Source organism: Sphingobacterium sp. UBA7625, from assembly GCF_002484085.1.
GTDB lineage: Bacteria > Bacteroidota > Bacteroidia > Sphingobacteriales > Sphingobacteriaceae > Sphingobacterium > Sphingobacterium athyrii.
In genome coordinates this window covers 92,707-109,151 of sequence record NZ_DLJD01000051.1, presented here as the reverse complement: position 1 = coordinate 109,151, position 16,445 = coordinate 92,707, and the positions used below count along the sequence as shown (strand labels likewise).

Annotated in this window: 15 protein-coding genes and 1 tRNA gene; 6 read left to right on the top strand and 10 right to left on the bottom strand. The window is 41.4% G+C overall.

Annotation, left to right across the window (positions count from 1 at the left end):
* From B4G94_RS20685 to rsfS, 3 genes are read right to left on the bottom strand one after another with little or no spacing between them, the layout of a single operon-like run.
* On the bottom strand, window positions 1–648 hold the full coding sequence (locus tag B4G94_RS20685; RefSeq protein WP_286861609.1) for a LutC/YkgG family protein: 648 nt from the start codon (window positions 646–648) through the stop codon (window positions 1–3).
* A 57-nt stretch (window positions 649–705) separates the two neighbouring features.
* On the bottom strand, window positions 706–2,790 hold the full coding sequence (gene ftsH, locus B4G94_RS20680; RefSeq protein WP_108634658.1) for an ATP-dependent zinc metalloprotease FtsH: 2,085 nt from the start codon (window positions 2,788–2,790) through the stop codon (window positions 706–708).
* Between the two features lie 48 nt (window positions 2,791–2,838).
* On the bottom strand, window positions 2,839–3,213 hold the full coding sequence (gene rsfS / locus B4G94_RS20675) for a ribosome silencing factor (RefSeq protein WP_077437259.1): 375 nt from the start codon (window positions 3,211–3,213) through the stop codon (window positions 2,839–2,841).
* Window positions 3,214–3,260: 47 nt separating this feature from the next.
* Between rsfS and B4G94_RS20670 the strand changes: the two genes are divergently transcribed.
* The 4 genes from B4G94_RS20670 to pfkA all read left to right on the top strand — a co-directional run bounded on the left by B4G94_RS20670 (window position 3,261) and on the right by pfkA (window position 7,566).
* A complete protein-coding gene (locus tag B4G94_RS20670; RefSeq protein WP_286861605.1) occupies window positions 3,261–4,031 on the top strand; it encodes a biotin--[acetyl-CoA-carboxylase] ligase in 771 nt (256 codons plus the stop codon).
* Between the two features lie 123 nt (window positions 4,032–4,154).
* A complete protein-coding gene (locus B4G94_RS20665; RefSeq protein WP_108634657.1) occupies window positions 4,155–4,604 on the top strand; it encodes a protein-disulfide reductase DsbD N-terminal domain-containing protein in 450 nt (149 codons plus the stop codon).
* Window positions 4,605–4,690: 86 nt separating this feature from the next.
* Complete coding sequence (locus B4G94_RS20660; RefSeq protein WP_286861602.1) at window positions 4,691–6,397, top strand: protein-disulfide reductase DsbD family protein; 1,707 nt, start codon at window positions 4,691–4,693, stop codon at window positions 6,395–6,397.
* A 194-nt stretch (window positions 6,398–6,591) separates the two neighbouring features.
* Window positions 6,592–7,566: a 6-phosphofructokinase gene (pfkA, locus tag B4G94_RS20655; RefSeq protein WP_108634656.1), complete on the top strand. Its 975-nt coding sequence runs from the start codon at window positions 6,592–6,594 to the stop codon at window positions 7,564–7,566.
* A gap of 124 nt (window positions 7,567–7,690) precedes the next feature.
* On the opposite strand, the gene B4G94_RS20650 is transcribed toward pfkA, so the two are convergent.
* From B4G94_RS20650 to B4G94_RS20630, 5 genes are all read right to left on the bottom strand, one after another.
* Window positions 7,691–8,137, bottom strand: coding sequence for a hypothetical protein (locus B4G94_RS20650; RefSeq protein ID WP_286861599.1), 447 nt, complete (start codon window positions 8,135–8,137; stop codon window positions 7,691–7,693).
* A gap of 240 nt (window positions 8,138–8,377) precedes the next feature.
* Window positions 8,378–9,517, bottom strand: coding sequence for a TlpA disulfide reductase family protein (locus B4G94_RS20645; protein ID WP_108634655.1), 1,140 nt, complete (start codon window positions 9,515–9,517; stop codon window positions 8,378–8,380).
* 74 nt (window positions 9,518–9,591) lie between these two features.
* Window positions 9,592–10,383 (bottom strand): TPM domain-containing protein, encoded by a 792-nt coding sequence (locus B4G94_RS20640; RefSeq protein WP_376786648.1) that lies wholly within the window; start codon window positions 10,381–10,383, stop codon window positions 9,592–9,594.
* Window positions 10,384–10,403: 20 nt separating this feature from the next.
* Window positions 10,404–10,832, bottom strand: a complete 429-nt coding sequence (locus B4G94_RS20635; protein WP_313533156.1) for a TPM domain-containing protein — start codon at window positions 10,830–10,832, stop codon at window positions 10,404–10,406.
* 156 nt (window positions 10,833–10,988) lie between these two features.
* Complete coding sequence (locus tag B4G94_RS20630; RefSeq protein ID WP_108635100.1) at window positions 10,989–11,567, bottom strand: LemA family protein; 579 nt, start codon at window positions 11,565–11,567, stop codon at window positions 10,989–10,991.
* Between the two features lie 167 nt (window positions 11,568–11,734).
* Between B4G94_RS20630 and B4G94_RS20625 the strand changes: the two genes are divergently transcribed.
* Both B4G94_RS20625 and B4G94_RS20620 read left to right on the top strand, forming a co-directional pair.
* Complete coding sequence (locus B4G94_RS20625) at window positions 11,735–13,279, top strand: NAD(P)/FAD-dependent oxidoreductase (RefSeq protein WP_286861594.1); 1,545 nt, start codon at window positions 11,735–11,737, stop codon at window positions 13,277–13,279.
* Window positions 13,280–13,338: 59 nt separating this feature from the next.
* A tRNA-Gly gene (locus tag B4G94_RS20620) sits at window positions 13,339–13,411 on the top strand.
* A 39-nt stretch (window positions 13,412–13,450) separates the two neighbouring features.
* Here the strand turns inward: B4G94_RS20620 and B4G94_RS20615 are convergent.
* Both B4G94_RS20615 and sufD read right to left on the bottom strand, forming a co-directional pair.
* The gene (locus B4G94_RS20615; protein ID WP_286861592.1) at window positions 13,451–14,680 is read right to left on the bottom strand and encodes an MFS transporter; all 1,230 of its coding nucleotides are present in this window, start codon (window positions 14,678–14,680) and stop codon (window positions 13,451–13,453) included.
* Between the two features lie 435 nt (window positions 14,681–15,115).
* Window positions 15,116–16,423, bottom strand: coding sequence for a Fe-S cluster assembly protein SufD (sufD, locus tag B4G94_RS20610; protein ID WP_286861589.1), 1,308 nt, complete (start codon window positions 16,421–16,423; stop codon window positions 15,116–15,118).
* Between the last annotated feature and the right edge of the window lie 22 nt (window positions 16,424–16,445).

The window sequence follows — 16,445 nt, the reverse complement described above, 5'->3', positions numbered from 1 at the left end:
TTAGAAACGGTCTTCTAAAAGTAAAACATAGAGTTCTTTTGGGCCATGAGCACCCAAAACTAATCTTTTCTCAATATCAGCTGTTCGTGAAGGCCCTGTAATGGTTGAAATCATCGTCGGAATCTCCTGCCCATAACGTTTCTGCATATAAGCCAAGGCATCTTTCACATCCCATACCAATTGAGAGGCCTTTGCTACTACGATATGAATCGGCGGATAGATGCTCAGACGACGTCCGGAAGCATTTGCATTGCTCACCATAATACTGCCATTACGTGCTATCAATGCTTCACATGAGGTAATGCTCGCATTGGCGGACTCGAAGTCTTTCTCTGTTTTGAAAAATGGGAAACCATAAGGGCTCAACAGATTTTGGATCCCCTGTTCCCAGGCATAGATATTTTTTATATTATTGATCTCTGTCAATGTAATCAGATTCTCAATGAGGCCGATCTCACCATCACAATAAAGAAACTTGCCGCCAGCGGCTGTCAGTTCGCGAACAAAAACAAGATCAACCAACTCATCCTCTTCTTTGTAAAGGGGTGTTTCTTTGAAATTAGGATGTGGATTATCGTTCTTTTGAAGTAGTGCCTGACGTATGCGTTTTAACATTACCTCCTTCGCTGTCGCGTTCTTCACATTCATGGCTCAATAGCAATATAAATACAGCGCTAGAGTTTTTCTAGCGCTGTAAAATCTAAATTAGTTTAAACTACCTGACGGATTATTGTCCAATCGCTGATCATCTTTTGAAGATGCCTCCTCAGGGTGAACATCCAATGGTAAATCGGTCTGTGGTACACCGCCGCCGTCAGCCCCGTTGACAAACTCATCATAAGTTGTCTTGGTATCGAAAGGACGCTTACCTAATATCTCTTCAAGATCAGATTGGAAAAGAATCTCTTTTTCCAATAGTTTCTCCGCGATCTTAATCAACCCCTCGCGTTTGTCCAACAAAAGTTGTTTTGTCCGCGCGTAGACGTCTGTAATCAGATTACGGACTTCAGCATCAATCAGCTCTGCCGTTTTGTCAGAGTATGGTTTTTGAAAAGAAGCCTCTGAGCTATCACGGAAAGACACATTTCCTACCTTATCATTCATACCATAAATGGCAATCATTGCATAAGAAAGTTGCGTGATACGCTCCAAATCATTCTGAGCTCCTGTGGAAATTCTCCCGAAAGTAATATCTTCTGCCACACGTCCGCCCATAGTCATACACAAACTATCAACCAGTTGTTCGGTTGTATATAAGAACTGTTCACGTGGAAGATATTGTGCATATCCCAACGCCGCTACTCCACGCGGAACAATAGACACTTTTACCAAAGGATCGGCATGTTCTAAAAACCAACCCGCAATGGCGTGCCCCGCCTCGTGATAAGCAACAATACGCTTTTCTTCGGGGGAAATGATTTTATTCTTTTTCTCAAGACCACCGATCACACGATCCACCGCATCCTGAAAATCCTGCATATCTATTTCAGATTTGTTTTTACGTGCAGCAATCAATGCAGCTTCATTACACACATTGGCGATCTCGGCTCCCGCAAAACCTGGTGTCTGTGCTGATAATTTTTTGGCATCCACTTCCGCTGACAACTTCAATGGTTTTAAATGCACTTTAAAAATATGCTCACGACCTATCAAATCTGGTTTGTCAATAGAAATCTGACGGTCGAAACGTCCTGGACGCAATAATGCTGTGTCCAATACATCGATACGGTTTGTCGCTGCTAAAATAATAACACCTGAATCCGTACCGAAACCATCCATTTCCACCAATAACTGGTTCAATGTATTTTCACGTTCGTCATTGCCACCCATCATAGAATTTTTACCACGGGCACGACCGATTGCATCAATCTCATCAATGAAGATAATACAAGGGGCTTTCTCTTTGGCTTGTTTGAACAGGTCACGGACACGTGAAGCACCCACACCCACAAACATCTCTACGAAGTCTGAACCTGATAGGGAAAAGAAAGGCACCTGTGCTTCACCTGCAACAGCTTTTGCCAATAACGTTTTACCTGTTCCCGGAGGGCCTACAAGTAATGCTCCTTTCGGAATTTTACCCCCTAGGTTCGTGTACTTACGTGGATTTTTCAAGAAATCCACGATTTCCATAACCTCTTGTTTTGCTTCTTCTAAACCAGCGACATCATTAAAGGTAATGTTGATCTGCGATTCTTTATCAAATAATTGCGCTTTGGATTTGCCGATATTAAAGATCGCACCACCGCCGCCACCAGCACCACCGCCCATCCGGCGCATCAAGAAAATCCAGATCGCTGCCAATACCAACAATGGCAACATAAATGTCACAAACCAGCTCGCCCAAGGATTGGAACGGTCAGCATATTTCAATTGCACTTTAGGTGTTCCAGGAGCCAATTCAGCTTGCGATGCTGCTAATTTCTTCTCCAACACCTCTGCTGAGGCATCCTTAAAGACATATTGAGGTCCTGTTTCCTCTTGACCAGCAAGACTGGGAATAGGATCATTACTCTTAGTTACATCTTTAAAACTCGGGTTGTCTTTCCAGCCTTTTTTTAGATAGACTTCTACCTCGACAAGATCATTTTTCTTATATGCTTCCAGACGCTCAACGGCTCCGGTTTTTAACATGCGTGTTTCAAAATCACTATAGCTAATTTCCTTAGCCGGGTTTTCTCCAAAAACATATTGCAAGGCAAAAAAACCTAAAAACATGGCAATCATAAGCCACACAAAATTGAATTTCGGCGGTTTTGGGCTTACCTTACTACTTGGGATTTTTTTCATTATATCGTAATTATATTTTCTGTATAAACTATTGTATTGAGGCGGTTATTAGGCGCTTTGGAAATGCTGAATCTGTGCATCTCCCCACAAATCCTCAATTCCGTAATGTGCTCTCTTCTCGGTCTTAAAGATATGTACAACCACATCCACAAAATCCAAAATCAACCATTCTCCATTTGATTGTCCTTCTTTATATTGGGGTTCTTGACCAAAAGCTTTATAAACTTCCTCCTCTACACTCTTGGCAATAGCGTTAACCTGAATGTTCGAGTCGGCATGACATATCACAAAATAATCAGAAACAGAACTGTGAAGATCTCTTAAATCCAAGCGAACAATCTCGTTTGCTTTCTTTTCCTGCATACCGTGAACGATAATTTCTGATAGACGTTGCGACAATTCTGAACTTTTATTTTTACTCATTAAAAAATATGATAGTTTTGACTTAATATTTATTTAATACTTTCAGCTTGCAAAATAACAATATTTCGGGACTTATCATCGGTCAAAATATAATATATCTTGACAAAGTTGCCTCTACAAACGATTATTTAAGAGAATTATTGTCAAATTTCAAGCCACTCGCAGAGGGTACTGCCATTTTAGCAGAAGATCAGTTTCAAGGAAAAGGACAACGCGGGAGTACCTGGGTCAGCGAACCCGGAAAAAATCTGACCACATCCATTCTTTTAAAACCTCATTTTTTATCCATAGAACAACAGTTTGCACTCTCCGCCTCTGTGGCTATCGCCGTCGTAAAGTGGCTTAAAAGCAAAACGGAGCTGCCTGTAACCGTAAAATGGCCCAATGACATTTATGTCGGTAGCAAAAAAATAGCAGGGATCCTTATTGAAAATAAGTTAAAGGGAAATAAAATTGATGTTTCTATTATCGGAATAGGCATAAACATCAATCAGGTCAATTTTGACACAGCGACAACAATTACTTCATTATCCACCCTTACGGGCAGAGACGATTATGTCATTAAAGACCTGGCTGTCGAACTTTTCGCAAGTCTCCAAAAGGAATATAATACCCTTTATGCCCAATCGTGGCGTTTCCAATTGGATCATTATAACGAGCTACTTTTCTGGAAAGGCGAGGAAAAACCATTTTTGGTCGCGGGGAAAAAAAAAACCGGGATCATCAAAGCCGTGGGGATCGATGGCCAACTGCAAGTGCTTATTGACAACAAACTGCATAAATTCAACATCAAGGAGATAAGCCATCTTATATCCTAATCTTTACACAAAATCCAGATAAACCATGTTAGAATATGCTAAATTTGTGAAGCGGATAAATTAAACCTTTATCAACTTTAGTTATCAAAGGTGTATAACGAACTGCAATAATTATTTAGGAAAATGAAAAAATTAGTATTGTTAATAACTGTGGTAATTTTCGCAGTTACCGGAGCCTTCGCTCAAATTCACAAACCTGTAAAATGGACTGTAGCCAGCAAAAAACTGAACAACAATGAAGCTGTTGTTTATGTCAAAGGAACAATCCAAAACGGATGGCACATCTATTCGCAGAATATTAAAGATGGCGGACCTATCCCAACTTCATTCAATTTTGCTAAAGCTGCTGACTATGCATTGGTAGGTAAAACCGCTGAACCAAAACCAAAGGTAAAACACGAAGAGGTATTTAAAATGGATGTTGGTTATTTCACAAATGAAGTAATCTTTCAACAAAAAGTGAAGTTAAATAAGGGCACTGCAACAGTAAAAGGCACCGTAGAATGGCAGGCTTGTGATGCATCACAATGTCTTCCCCCGGATGAATATGCTTTTGCTGTGACAATCAAATAGTAAAAATGATCATACACGGATAAAATAATAAGGCGATTCTCATCGCCTTTTTTTATTTTTGAAGCTGACATCAGAAACAGATACGCATGTTAAAAAACACATTTATTCTACTTTTAATTGCTTTTTTCAGTCTTCCATTTACAACGACAGCTTTTGCATTTCAACAAGACAGTCTAACGAGTACTGAAGGGCTTCAATTTGAATCTTCACCTGACACCACTCCAGTGGTAGAGGCCGTACCAGACGATCTGGCTTTTTCAGACGCTCCAGACACGACCCTCAGTCAGGATAGCAGCAAATTGGATAAGGCAACAACACATGTCTCTTCATCGAATTCAGATACAGGGAAAAAATCACTTTGGAGCATTTTTATTGCTGGATTAATCGGTGGTTTTGCCGCTCTTTTGATGCCATGTATCTTCCCGATGCTTCCACTGACCGTCAGCTACTTCACCAAACAGTCGGGCACCCGTGCAAGCGGCATTAGCAAAGCGCTCCTCTATGGCCTCTTTATTATTGTGATATACGTGGCTTTGGGCATGATTATCACAATTGCTTTTGGTTCGGACGCGCTGAATGCATTATCAACGAATGGCATATTTAATTTCCTATTTTTTCTATTACTCGTTGTCTTTGCGGCTTCTTTTTTTGGGGCTTTCGAAATCACGCTACCAAGTTCTTTTGTCAATAAGATGGATGCCAAATCCGATAAAGGAGGCCTGATCGGACTCTTCTTTATGGCTTTCAGCCTTTCACTGGTATCCTTTTCCTGTACAGGTCCGATCATCGGCACTTTGCTCGTTGAAGCAGCATCAAAAGGCGAACGTTTAGGCCCAGCGGTCGGTATGCTGGGTTTTTCCATTGCTTTGGCGATTCCTTTCGGTCTGTTTGCTATGTTCCCTTCCATGCTAAAATCATTGCCAAAATCTGGCGGATGGCTCAATTCGGTGAAGGTCGTTCTCGGATTTTTGGAACTCGCTTTGGCGCTAAAGTTTTTGTCCAACGTAGATCTGGCTTACCACTGGAATTGGCTTGATCGTGAAGTATTCCTTTCCTTATGGATCGCCATATTCGGTCTGATGGGCTTATACCTTATCGGCAAGATCAAGTTTTCGCATGATAGTGATCTGAAATTTCTATCTGTACCGAGAACGCTATTGGCAATCATTGTATTCTCTTTTGTTGTTTATATGGTTCCGGGTCTATGGGGTGCACCATTGAAATCCATCTCGGCTTTCTTACCGCCTTCTGCAACACAGGACTTTGACCTTTCGGCTGGAGTAGCAAGTGCGCCAGCGCACAGCGATGGCAAAGTAAAGAAATATGCCGAAATCTTCCATGAACGCGGTACACCTAAAGGGTTTGACCCGTACTACGATTATGATCAAGCTCTGGAAGCTGCGAAAGAACTAAATAAACCTGTATTGATAGATTTCACAGGTTGGAACTGTGTGAATTGTCGAAAAATGGAAGCAAATGTATGGACAGATCCAGGTGTTGCCAAACTATTAAAAGAAGAATTTGTTATGGCGGAACTATTTGTGGATGATAAAACAGAATTACCGGCAAACGAACAATTTGTTTCTAAGTATAGCGGCAAGAAGATCAAAACGATTGGCAATAAAAATAGTGATTTTCAAGCATCTACTTTCAATAGCAACTCGCAACCATTATATGTCATTGTCGACGCTTCTGGAACAGTATTAGTGCCACAAACTGGCGCAAACTATAATATTGAACAATACAAAGCTTTTTTGCAAAGTGGTATTGATGCTTTTAAAGCAAAAAAATAAGCGGCCTAACCTTGGGCTGCTTAAAGCTTGTTATAATTGTTGGCCCTATTATAAAGTTTACATGAAGTTTAATCTTCATTTAGATTAAATGCAGATCAGATGGCTATTATTTAATTGTTTTGAAGTGATTCATAACTTTTAATAACGGAAATATAATTGTATATAAACACAAAAATAGCTAAGTTTGAGTACGTATGAGTAACATAAAAAAAATTGCTGTTTTGACATCTGGAGGAGATGCTCCAGGAATGAATGCTGGTATTCGCGCTGTAGTAAGGGCGGGTATCTATAACAATCTTGAGGTATTTGGTGTACGCAGGGGTTATGATGGTTTGGTCAATGGTGAAATTTTTCCCATGGATGCCAAATCTGTGGCCAATATCATACAGCGTGGCGGTACTATCTTAAAAACTGCCCGCAGCGAAGCCTTCAAGACAATAGAAGGACGCAAACAAGCTTATGATAATTTACGCAGCCATGGAATTGACGCAATGGTTGTCATCGGAGGTGACGGAACATTTACTGGCGCATCAAAATTCATTGACGAGTTTGACTTTCCAATTATCGGTCTCCCAGGCACAATCGACAATGATTTGGCCGGAACAGACTTTACCATCGGCTATGATACAGCAATAAACACCGTTATTCAGGCTGTAGATAAGATCCGTGACACCGCAGAATCCCATGACCGTGTTTTTGTGATCGAAGTTATGGGACGTGACTCGGGCTTGATCGCCATCCGTTCTGGTATAAGTACCGGTGCGGAAGCTGTGTTGGTTCCCGAATTTGAGGTAGATTACGATACAATCATGAAAAGGCTGGATAAAAGCCGGAAGAATAAATCTTCACGCATTATCATCGTTGCCGAAGGAGACAAAGAAGGTGGAATGGTCGTTTCGGAAAAAATAAAGGAAAATTTCCCGCATTACGATGTAAGGCTTTCTATTTTAGGCCACATCCAACGTGGTGGAAGCCCGACCTGTATGGACCGTGTATTGGCCAGTAGACTTGGCGTTGCTGCAGTAGAAGCACTCGTTGCAGGACGTAGGGGCGAAATGGCCGGGTTGATCTGCAGCGAAGTTAGATTCACACCTTTCAAGAGCGCGATTAAACATAACGTTAAACTTAACGAAGATCTACTTCGTATCATTGAAATACTTTCCTTGTAAGGACAGTGTTTTCCATCGGATATATAAAAGAAACGCGCATGAAATAAATATCATGCGCGTTTCTTTTATATCCCAAATTAGACAATACCACTATCTGACTAGCTTTTACATTCGTTTGAAATTGCTATTTCAGTAGCTTATTGAGATATTCTTCATTTACGGCAGGTAATTGAATCGCCTGTCCGGCCTTAGCCATTGAATCCGCAAAATGATTGGTATTTTGGATTGCCTGCTCATAGGCTTTGACAACCTGATCGGAGATATATAAAGACTTGGGATCTTTGATATCAACTTGATATTGATTGTCAGCTAAAGACACATGGTGAAAGAAGCGATAGGCAGCAGCCTTCAACAGGCCTAGTTCTTTTTGTGACAGCTCATCTATCCGCGCATTTGGCGGTAATGTCACATCTATAAATTCCGTCCCCTTCGCCAGCGCGTCAATGGAATGATCCAAAGGGATTGCACTGAGCGCCTCAAGGTTTACCACTGGCACGCCATTTTCTTTCTTCGAATTACAGGCGACAGCAAAAATGGCCAAGACCATGACCAATATCAGTTTTTCTTTCATTTTATGCTAATCTGTGTACACTTCACTCTGTTCAATCTCCACGAACTCCTGAGTAAATGATTCGCCGCACCAAGATTGGTCGGAACGAATATTTTTTAAAGGTGAGTTCATTCTCCGGACAAAGATAGCTAAAAGATCAATAGCTGGCTTCTAACAAAAAACACCTATTTAAAATCCATCAACAAAGATAAGATTTTAAGTAGGTGTTTTCGTATTTCAGTACCGGACTGAAAGAACAGTTTATTTTAATAGCTCTGCCAATTTAGCTTCCAAAGCTTCTCCTCTTAGATTTGAAGCGACGATTTTACCCGACGGGTCAATTAAGAAGTTCTGTGGAATTCCACGTACTTCGTACAATTTCACGGGAGCAGATTTCCAGCCCTGTAAGTCGGAGACATGTGGCCATTGTTGCAAATTATCATCATGAATTGCTTTCATCCAAGCATCTTTTTTACCTGGGTTGTCCAAGGAAACACCAAACACAGTAAAGCCTTTATCTTTAAATTTATTAAATGCGGCAACAACATTCGGGTTTTCGTGACGACAAGGTCCACACCAGCTCGCCCAAAAATCCAACAATACATATTTTCCTCGAAGTGAAGATAAAGAGACATTATTACCTGTAGTATCCGGTAATGTAAAATCAGGAGCTACCGAACCTATGGCAACAGCTTTCAGTTTTTGGATGCGCTCGGACAATTCTTTACCTTTTTCAGAATTTTTTAATTCCGGAGACAGTTTCTCGAAAGAAGTTACATACTCGTTTACATTTTCGCCGCTTACGTTTTCGGAAAGCAAATCCAATGTATACCAGCTTTTTGGATTCTTATTGATAAATTCAGCATCAGCTTTCTCCATCTTTTCCGAAATCTCTCCAGCTTGCTTTTGCAGCCCCTCAATAAATTTTGGGTCTTGTTTCTGCGCATCCGAAGCAGCATAATATTGTTGGTTTAATGCTTCAAATCCATCTGCATAAGGCTTTACAAAAGCTTTGTATTGCGTAAAGTCATCATTGATCGCTGTACCTGTTATCACAGCATCTTTAAATCCTTTGGATGCATCTACTTTGATCACACCTTTGGACAAATACAACTGAGCCGTTTCAGGTTGCTTTTGTGCACCCCGGAGTTCGCCAAAGGAAAGCCCCTCTGCAGAATAAATCATCACACCTTTAGTTGGCGATGCTACCTGGCCGTTAAATTTAAACTCACCTTTGACCACAGCAGCTGAATCTAGCTGACGGGTACCATTATTGGCGTACTGCATAAATACTTTAGCCTTATCAGAAGCTGCATTCACTTTTCCTGTCACTGTATAGCTTTCTTGTGCCATCAATAAGGCTGGTAAAAAGCTTAAACCCATCAATATTCCCTTCTTCATAATTATATACTTCCCATAAATGTAAAAGATTTCCGTTGCATTGACATGCTATTTAACATTATTTAGCAAAGTTGTTACCATCGTCCCGAAGCACCGCCACCACCGAAATCACCGCCACCAAATCCACCAAACCCACCGCCGGATCCACCTCCAAATCCACCGCCACCACCTCGGTTGCCTCCACCAAGACCGTTAAGCAAAGTCCACCAGAAAATATCTGAAGAGCCACGGCCATTCATCACACGGCCGCCGCCTTTTCCTCCGCCACCGCGGTTTGAAAACATCACGACAAGAAATATCACGACAATAATGACAAATATGATGGATCCCGATCCACCGCCGCTAGGCTGTTTGGGATCAGCTTTATATTCGCCCTTGGCATAGGAAATCAGGGAATTCGTCGCTTTGTCAACTCCACTGTAATAATCTTTCTGGCGGAATGCCGGTTTGATATCATTCTCTATAATACGATAAGCAATCGCATCTGGTACCGCTCCTTCAATTCCATAGCCGGTCTGAATCGTAACAGCCCGGTCGCCCAATGCTGCCAGCAATAGAATACCGTTATTGTATTTTTTATTACCGACACCCCACTTCTTCGCCAGACGGACAGCGTAATCTGAAATATCATATCCTCCGGTGGAGTTCATCATAACCACAGCGATCTGTGTAGATGTAGAATCTTCAAATGCTAGCAGCTTTTGCTCCAATTGCTGCTTTTGACTCGAAGTCAGCGTATTAGTATAATCATTAACAAGTCTATTCGGTGCCTCCGGAAAATCCTGACCTATTGCTGTCATGAACGTCAGCGCCCAAAGCAACATCAGCATGACCGGAATCCGAACCCGGGAAAATAATTTCGACATAAGTTTTATTTTTTTATTGACTAGCGATCACCAAAAACAATGTCATTTGGCAATTCATTAATATCGTCATGTTCACGGGGAAAGAATTTCGCTAACTGTTTGCCTGCATGTTCAATCCCTTTCACCAGTCCCTCCACAATTCTATCCATACGGAATTCCTCGACCATTAGATCTTTGGTGCAATTCCAAAAGTCGATTTCTACGCGTTGATCGATCCCTTTATCACCAATGATGGAAAATTTATGATCTTCCAATGCAATATAAATAAGAACCCCATTCTTCAGCACAGTTTTATGCATGCCTAATTTGGAAAAATAGTATGTTGCACGGTCATGAACTTCATCTGGGCAGTGATTTTCTATCACAACACGAATTTCTCCTGACGTCTCGTTTTCAGCCAGATTAATGGCGTGAACGACTCTTTCTTGCTCTTCTGCGTTTAAAGCCATAATATATTTTCATTTATGTTCACATTAAGAGTTCGACCTTCGGCCCAAACGGAATGCAAACATCTAACATAAAGCATTTTGTATAAAAAAAATGGATGAAGGGCCATACGCAAGCCGCATCATCCATCATTTCGTCCATTTCTAACAAAGATGTTATTAAAATGATACGGTAGGGGCCTTATCTGAACCAGGGGCAGCAGTAAATGTACCTTTGGCTTTAAAGCCGAACATGCCCGCCATTAAATTATTCGGAAAGCTGCGTACAGTTGTATTGAATTGCTGTACGGCTTCATTATAAGATCTACGTTCCGTCGAAATACGGTTTTCCGTACCTTCCAATTGCGCTTGCAATTCCAAAAAGTTTTGATTTGCCTTTAAGTCCGGGTAAGCCTCTACCGAAGCTAGCAGACGACTCAAAGAACCACTGAACTGATCTTGTACTTTCTGGAATTTAGCAATATTCTCCTCCGATAAATCATCCGCATTGATGGTAACCGACGTTGCCTTAGCGCGCGCTTCAACCACGGCAGTTAATGTGCTTTCTTCATGTTTCGCGGCACCTTTTACAGTGTTCACTAAATTCGGCACCAAATCTGCACGACGTTGGTAAGCATTTTCAACCTGTGCCCATTTCCCTTTGACATTCTCATCTTGAGAAACCATCGTATTGTAACCACATGAGTTTAATGATACTAATGCAAATAAACCGCATAGGGCTACTAAAAATCTTTTCATTTTCATTGTTAAAAGAATTAAATACTATTCAAATTATATGGATACACTATCAAAGCATATACCAAGCTCATACTAAGATAAGAATATTTTTATTTCCAAATCGGCAAACAACCAATATTCCGTAACTTTATGGCGGTTTTGGGATAAAAACCCAGCCCTTTTATCTTATGCAAAAAGAAATTGAAATTGCTATCCTTCCCGAAAAAATCGAAGATGAGCAATATATTCTACAAGAAGGTGTAAAAGCATTGCGCCTAAAACCACAACAGGTCAAAGGATTTAAAATTCGTAAACGTTCTATTGACGCCCGCAGCAGACAGGTGGTTTATAGGGCACGGGTCATTTATTACATCGACGAATTCCCTTTGCCTGAGCTATATGAAAATCATTTTAAATCTGTCCGGACAGGAAAGCCGGTTATTATCGTTGGCGCAGGCCCTGCAGGTTTATTCGCCGCGATCCGCTGTATTGAGCGTGGTCTCAAACCAATTGTCATTGAGAGAGGCAAAAAAGTACAGGACCGAAGACGCGATCTTGCGAAGCTAAACCGCGAGGGCACTGTGAACCCCGAATCCAACTACTGTTTCGGAGAAGGTGGCGCGGGGACCTATTCAGATGGGAAACTTTATACCCGCTCCAATAAAAGAGGTGACGTTGACAAAGTCCTTAAGCTTTTTGTGTCCCATGGAGCGACAACGGACATTTTAGTGAATGCCCGCCCCCACATCGGCACCAACAAGCTCCCGCATATTATTGAAGCGATGCGGGAGAGTGTGATCGAATTTGGAGGTGAGTTTCTTTTCGATCAACGTGTAGATGATATATTGGAATCCTTTGGTCAGGTCCGTGGGGTAAAATTAGCCAGTGGAGAAGAAATCAAAGCCGATCATGTGATTGTAGCCACGGGCCACTCCGCGCGTGATATTTTCGAACTATTTCATCGCAATAATTGGTTGATTGAAGCAAAAGCCTTTGCGTTGGGCGTCCGCATCGAACATCCACAGGCTATTATTGATCAGGCGCAATACCATTGTCAGGCCAGAAGTGAGCATTTACCACCAGCCTATTATAGTCTGGTCGAGCAAGTTAATGATCGCGGTGTCTTTTCATTTTGTATGTGTCCGGGTGGCGTTATTGCCCCCTGTGCAACTGACCATAACGAAATCGTCGTCAACGGCTGGTCTCCATCCAAACGGAATAATCCACATGCCAATTCAGGTACCGTCATCCAGATCAACCTCGATGATGTACCTAATACCCTGAATGATCCCTTTGCTCTGCTTGATTTTCAAAAGCAGATCGAACGCAGGGCCTTCGAAGTTGGCGGAGGAAACCTTGTTGCTCCTGCACAGCGGATGGTTGACTTTGTTGAAGGACGAGTATCTATGGATCTACCGGAAAATTCGTATAAACCCGGAACTTCTTCGGCAGACTTACGAGAGGTTTTACCAACTTTTGTACATGAAGCGCTTCGGGGTGCCCTCCCAATATTTGGTAAAAAGATGAAAGGCTACTATACGAATGAAGCTATTCTGGTCGGTGTAGAATCGAGGACATCTTCGCCTATACGTATCCCGCGAAATAAAGAAAACCTGCAACACCCTCAGGTCAAAGGACTTTACCCTTGTGGGGAGGGAGCCGGCTATGCCGGCGGCATTATTTCAGCCGCGATAGACGGGATTAATTGTGTCGACGCTATTGATTTAAGTTAAGATTTTTTATTTTTTCTCTTGCAGAATAAGAAGAAATGCCTTACTTTTGTAGCATCAACGCGAAAGTAGCTCAGTTGGTAGAGCACAACCTTGCCAAGGTTGGGGTCGCGAGTTCGAATCTCGTCTTTCGCTCTAAAAAAGCTTCCAAAATTTGGAAGCTTTTTTTATTTATTAGCTTAATTTACGCGCCTCCCCCAAACTCATAATCGAGCTGTTGAAAAAAGACAACAAGCCCACCAATACAACAATAAGACCCGCAATGATAAATGCCGTCGCCACTCCGATCACATCTGCGATAAAACCTGTAAAGAGAAGTCCTATCATACTTGGTAAAATGGCGATACTAAAATAAAGCGAGAACACACGACCCAACATTTCCGCCGGCACCTGCTCTTGAATAATTGTCATAAATGAGGCCGAGAAAATAGACATTGAAACCCCGCCCAGACCGGTCATAATGACAAAAGGAATAAACCAAGTAGAGGGAAACCAACCCGACAGGGCAAACGTGATTCCTAAAACAATATGCATGCTATTAACCAATGCCACCTTGGACACCGACACTTTTGCAAGTCCCAAAAAGCTCCCTCCAATAAGCATACCTATCCCCCAAATAATCTCAATAATGCTCATTTCCCACTTACCACCACTATAATGACCAATGGTCAATAAAGGGAACATGATCGCAACGGGCATAATACAAAAAGTCGCCACCATGGCATAAATAAATAACATTTTTAAGCCCTTATTATGATAGATCGCTCTCATTCCTTGCTTAAGATCTTCCAAAACGGCAGCAATCGAAGGCTTCATATCAGATCGGGAAAGATGTGGAATAGTTACAAAAAATAAAGATGTGATGGCCACCGCGGCACCAATGACATCCAGGTACAGCACCTGTGAAATCGGGAAATAACTAATTGCCAATGTCCCCAATGCAGGGCCTGCAATACTACTTACTGACTGTAGCATCTGATTAATCCCCGATACACGCAATAATTTATCTTCAGGCACAAGCAACGGTGCAATTGCTTGCATGGCCGGCGAATGAAATGCAGAGCCGATCGAACGACAGGCCATCAATAAATAAATTAGAAACATGTTGGTGCCATCACTTTTTAGCACAAATGTCATTCCTAGGGTACAGAGAGCGATAAAACCATCAGCGAAAATCATGACTTTCTTTCTATCCCAACGATCGATATAAACACCGGCAAATGGTCCGATAATCGCCTGTGGTAACAAACCGGCAATAGCGGCAAAAGCCAATATCTCAGCAGATCTGTGTGTCAAACTCAACCAGATCATGATCGAAAAGTTGACCGCTGAACTGGACAGTAAAGAAATAAATTGCCCAATCCATATATAACTATAGGTACGAAACCAGTTATTTTTTTCCATAAAATTTTAAATAAAAAATACAACAGGTGCATGATCAAGAATGATCGGCACATTAAAGTAAAACGCTTTTAGCACCTACCCAATCAGCAAATGAAAATACCGGATCGCGCGCACCGAATATCAGACTTGTCAAAGCTGCAAGTGGATAACTCAGAGAGAACCAATCCATTCATTAAGCGAACAGGTGTGTCCAATGGAGAATTTAAAAACGTAAATGAGCTATAAAACCCAAGGTTTATAAGCGTAAGCTGTATACAAAGACATGTTCATAACGGTACAAAAGTAAGAGAAAAGAAGCAAAAACACAACTCCAAGGCTTCTGCCTATTTTAAAACCGTTTCCACCGGATCTTTTAAAGAGAAATGTTGATCAAAAAAATAAGGCGTATACCGATTGGTAAACGCCTTATTCAGTGTATAGTTTGTGTGATTTTATTTAGTTCGTTTTTAGGCTTTGTTCCACCAGCTCCTCGACATATTTCCGAACAACTTCGTTTGAAAAGCGGGTCGTTACATCAAAGGCAAAAGCATGTACAAGTAGGATACGTGCTGATTCTTCACCTATTCCACGCGCTCTCAAATAAAACAAAGCTTCATTATCAAACTGACCGATCGTACATCCGTGTGAACATTTCACATCATCCGCAAAAATCTCCAGTTGTGGTTTTGTATAAACCGCTGAATTATCCGACATTAACATATTATTGTTCTGTTGGAAAGCGTTGGTTTTCTGTGCATCTTCACGAACGAAGATCTTTCCGTTGAAAACAGCCGTAGATTTATCCTGTGTAATATTTTTATACCATTCGTAGGATTCACAATGTGGCTTAAGATGGTCCACAACAGTGTGATTGTCCACCAATTGATCCCCCGCTGTCAGGTTAATACCATACAGATGACTTTCTACATTTTCAGCATCTAAGCGCACATTAATATTATTGCGAATAAAGGACGCACCGGGGAAATTACAGTTGTAGTTATTGTAAAGACTATATTTTTCCTGGTATACTTCTGTATGATTAAAGTAACGGCTCGCAGACTCGGCCACCTGAAGATAGTAATGTTGAACTTTAGCATTCTCTTTTACTATGATTTCCGAAACTTTATTATGCACATTGCTTGCGCTACCATCTGCCATAATAAAACTCTCGATCAGTTCAAGTTCAGCATTAGGTTCGACAACGACCAAATTCCGTGTCTGCGCAAAAAAGTCTTCTTTTCCGGTTGCTACGTGGATAATCTGAATAGGTTTATCAAGTACAACGCCTTTTTTCAAATGGATAAATACACCATTCGTAAAGGCCGCTGTGTTGAGTGCCACCATAATATTATCGGACTTGTCAGCGTATTTCGCAAAATGGGACTGAAATGCAGGTTCCTCAACAGCGTCATCCATTGGAATAACAACAAGTCCTTTTACCTTTTCCAGCTCACTCACCGCCAATACATACTGCCCATTAACCAGAATAATACGGTACGCATCCAAATTCGGAATCTCTCCCGCGCTAAAATCCAAGCCCTCGATATCCACATCTACATCAAGCGCATAAGGCTTATTGACAATACTGTGGATGTTTGTATATTTCCATTCTTCATTCTTAACTGTGGGAAAGCCTGCTGCTTCGAAACGCTCGAATGCTTGTTGACGCGCTTCCGTAAAGAAAGCAGATCCGTCTGAAACACGTTGCTCTTTAAAAGCTCCCAACACTTGTTGAAGTAATGATTCTGAAACTAATGTACTCATGTTATTTTTTAATCAAATCGCC

Coding starts and splice junctions, on each gene's coding strand:
- ftsH (WP_108634658.1), bottom strand. CDS start 2,790: ATGAAAAAAATCCCAAGTAGTAAGGTAAGCCCAAAACCGCCGAAATTC.
- rsfS (WP_077437259.1), bottom strand. CDS start 3,213: ATGAGTAAAAATAAAAGTTCAGAATTGTCGCAACGTCTATCAGAAATT.
- B4G94_RS20625 (WP_286861594.1), top strand. CDS start 11,735: ATGCAAAAAGAAATTGAAATTGCTATCCTTCCCGAAAAAATCGAAGAT.
- B4G94_RS20660 (WP_286861602.1), top strand. CDS start 4,691: ATGTTAAAAAACACATTTATTCTACTTTTAATTGCTTTTTTCAGTCTT.
- B4G94_RS20630 (WP_108635100.1), bottom strand. CDS start 11,567: ATGAAAAGATTTTTAGTAGCCCTATGCGGTTTATTTGCATTAGTATCA.
- B4G94_RS20615 (WP_286861592.1), bottom strand. CDS start 14,680: ATGGAAAAAAATAACTGGTTTCGTACCTATAGTTATATATGGATTGGG.
- B4G94_RS20635 (WP_313533156.1), bottom strand. CDS start 10,832: ATGGCTTTAAACGCAGAAGAGCAAGAAAGAGTCGTTCACGCCATTAAT.
- B4G94_RS20645 (WP_108634655.1), bottom strand. CDS start 9,517: ATGAAGAAGGGAATATTGATGGGTTTAAGCTTTTTACCAGCCTTATTG.
- pfkA (WP_108634656.1), top strand. CDS start 6,592: ATGAGTAACATAAAAAAAATTGCTGTTTTGACATCTGGAGGAGATGCT.
- B4G94_RS20640 (WP_376786648.1), bottom strand. CDS start 10,383: ATGTCGAAATTATTTTCCCGGGTTCGGATTCCGGTCATGCTGATGTTG.
- B4G94_RS20650 (WP_286861599.1), bottom strand. CDS start 8,137: ATGAAAGAAAAACTGATATTGGTCATGGTCTTGGCCATTTTTGCTGTC.
- B4G94_RS20665 (WP_108634657.1), top strand. CDS start 4,155: ATGAAAAAATTAGTATTGTTAATAACTGTGGTAATTTTCGCAGTTACC.
- sufD (WP_286861589.1), bottom strand. CDS start 16,423: ATGAGTACATTAGTTTCAGAATCATTACTTCAACAAGTGTTGGGAGCT.
- B4G94_RS20685 (WP_286861609.1), bottom strand. CDS start 648: ATGAATGTGAAGAACGCGACAGCGAAGGAGGTAATGTTAAAACGCATA.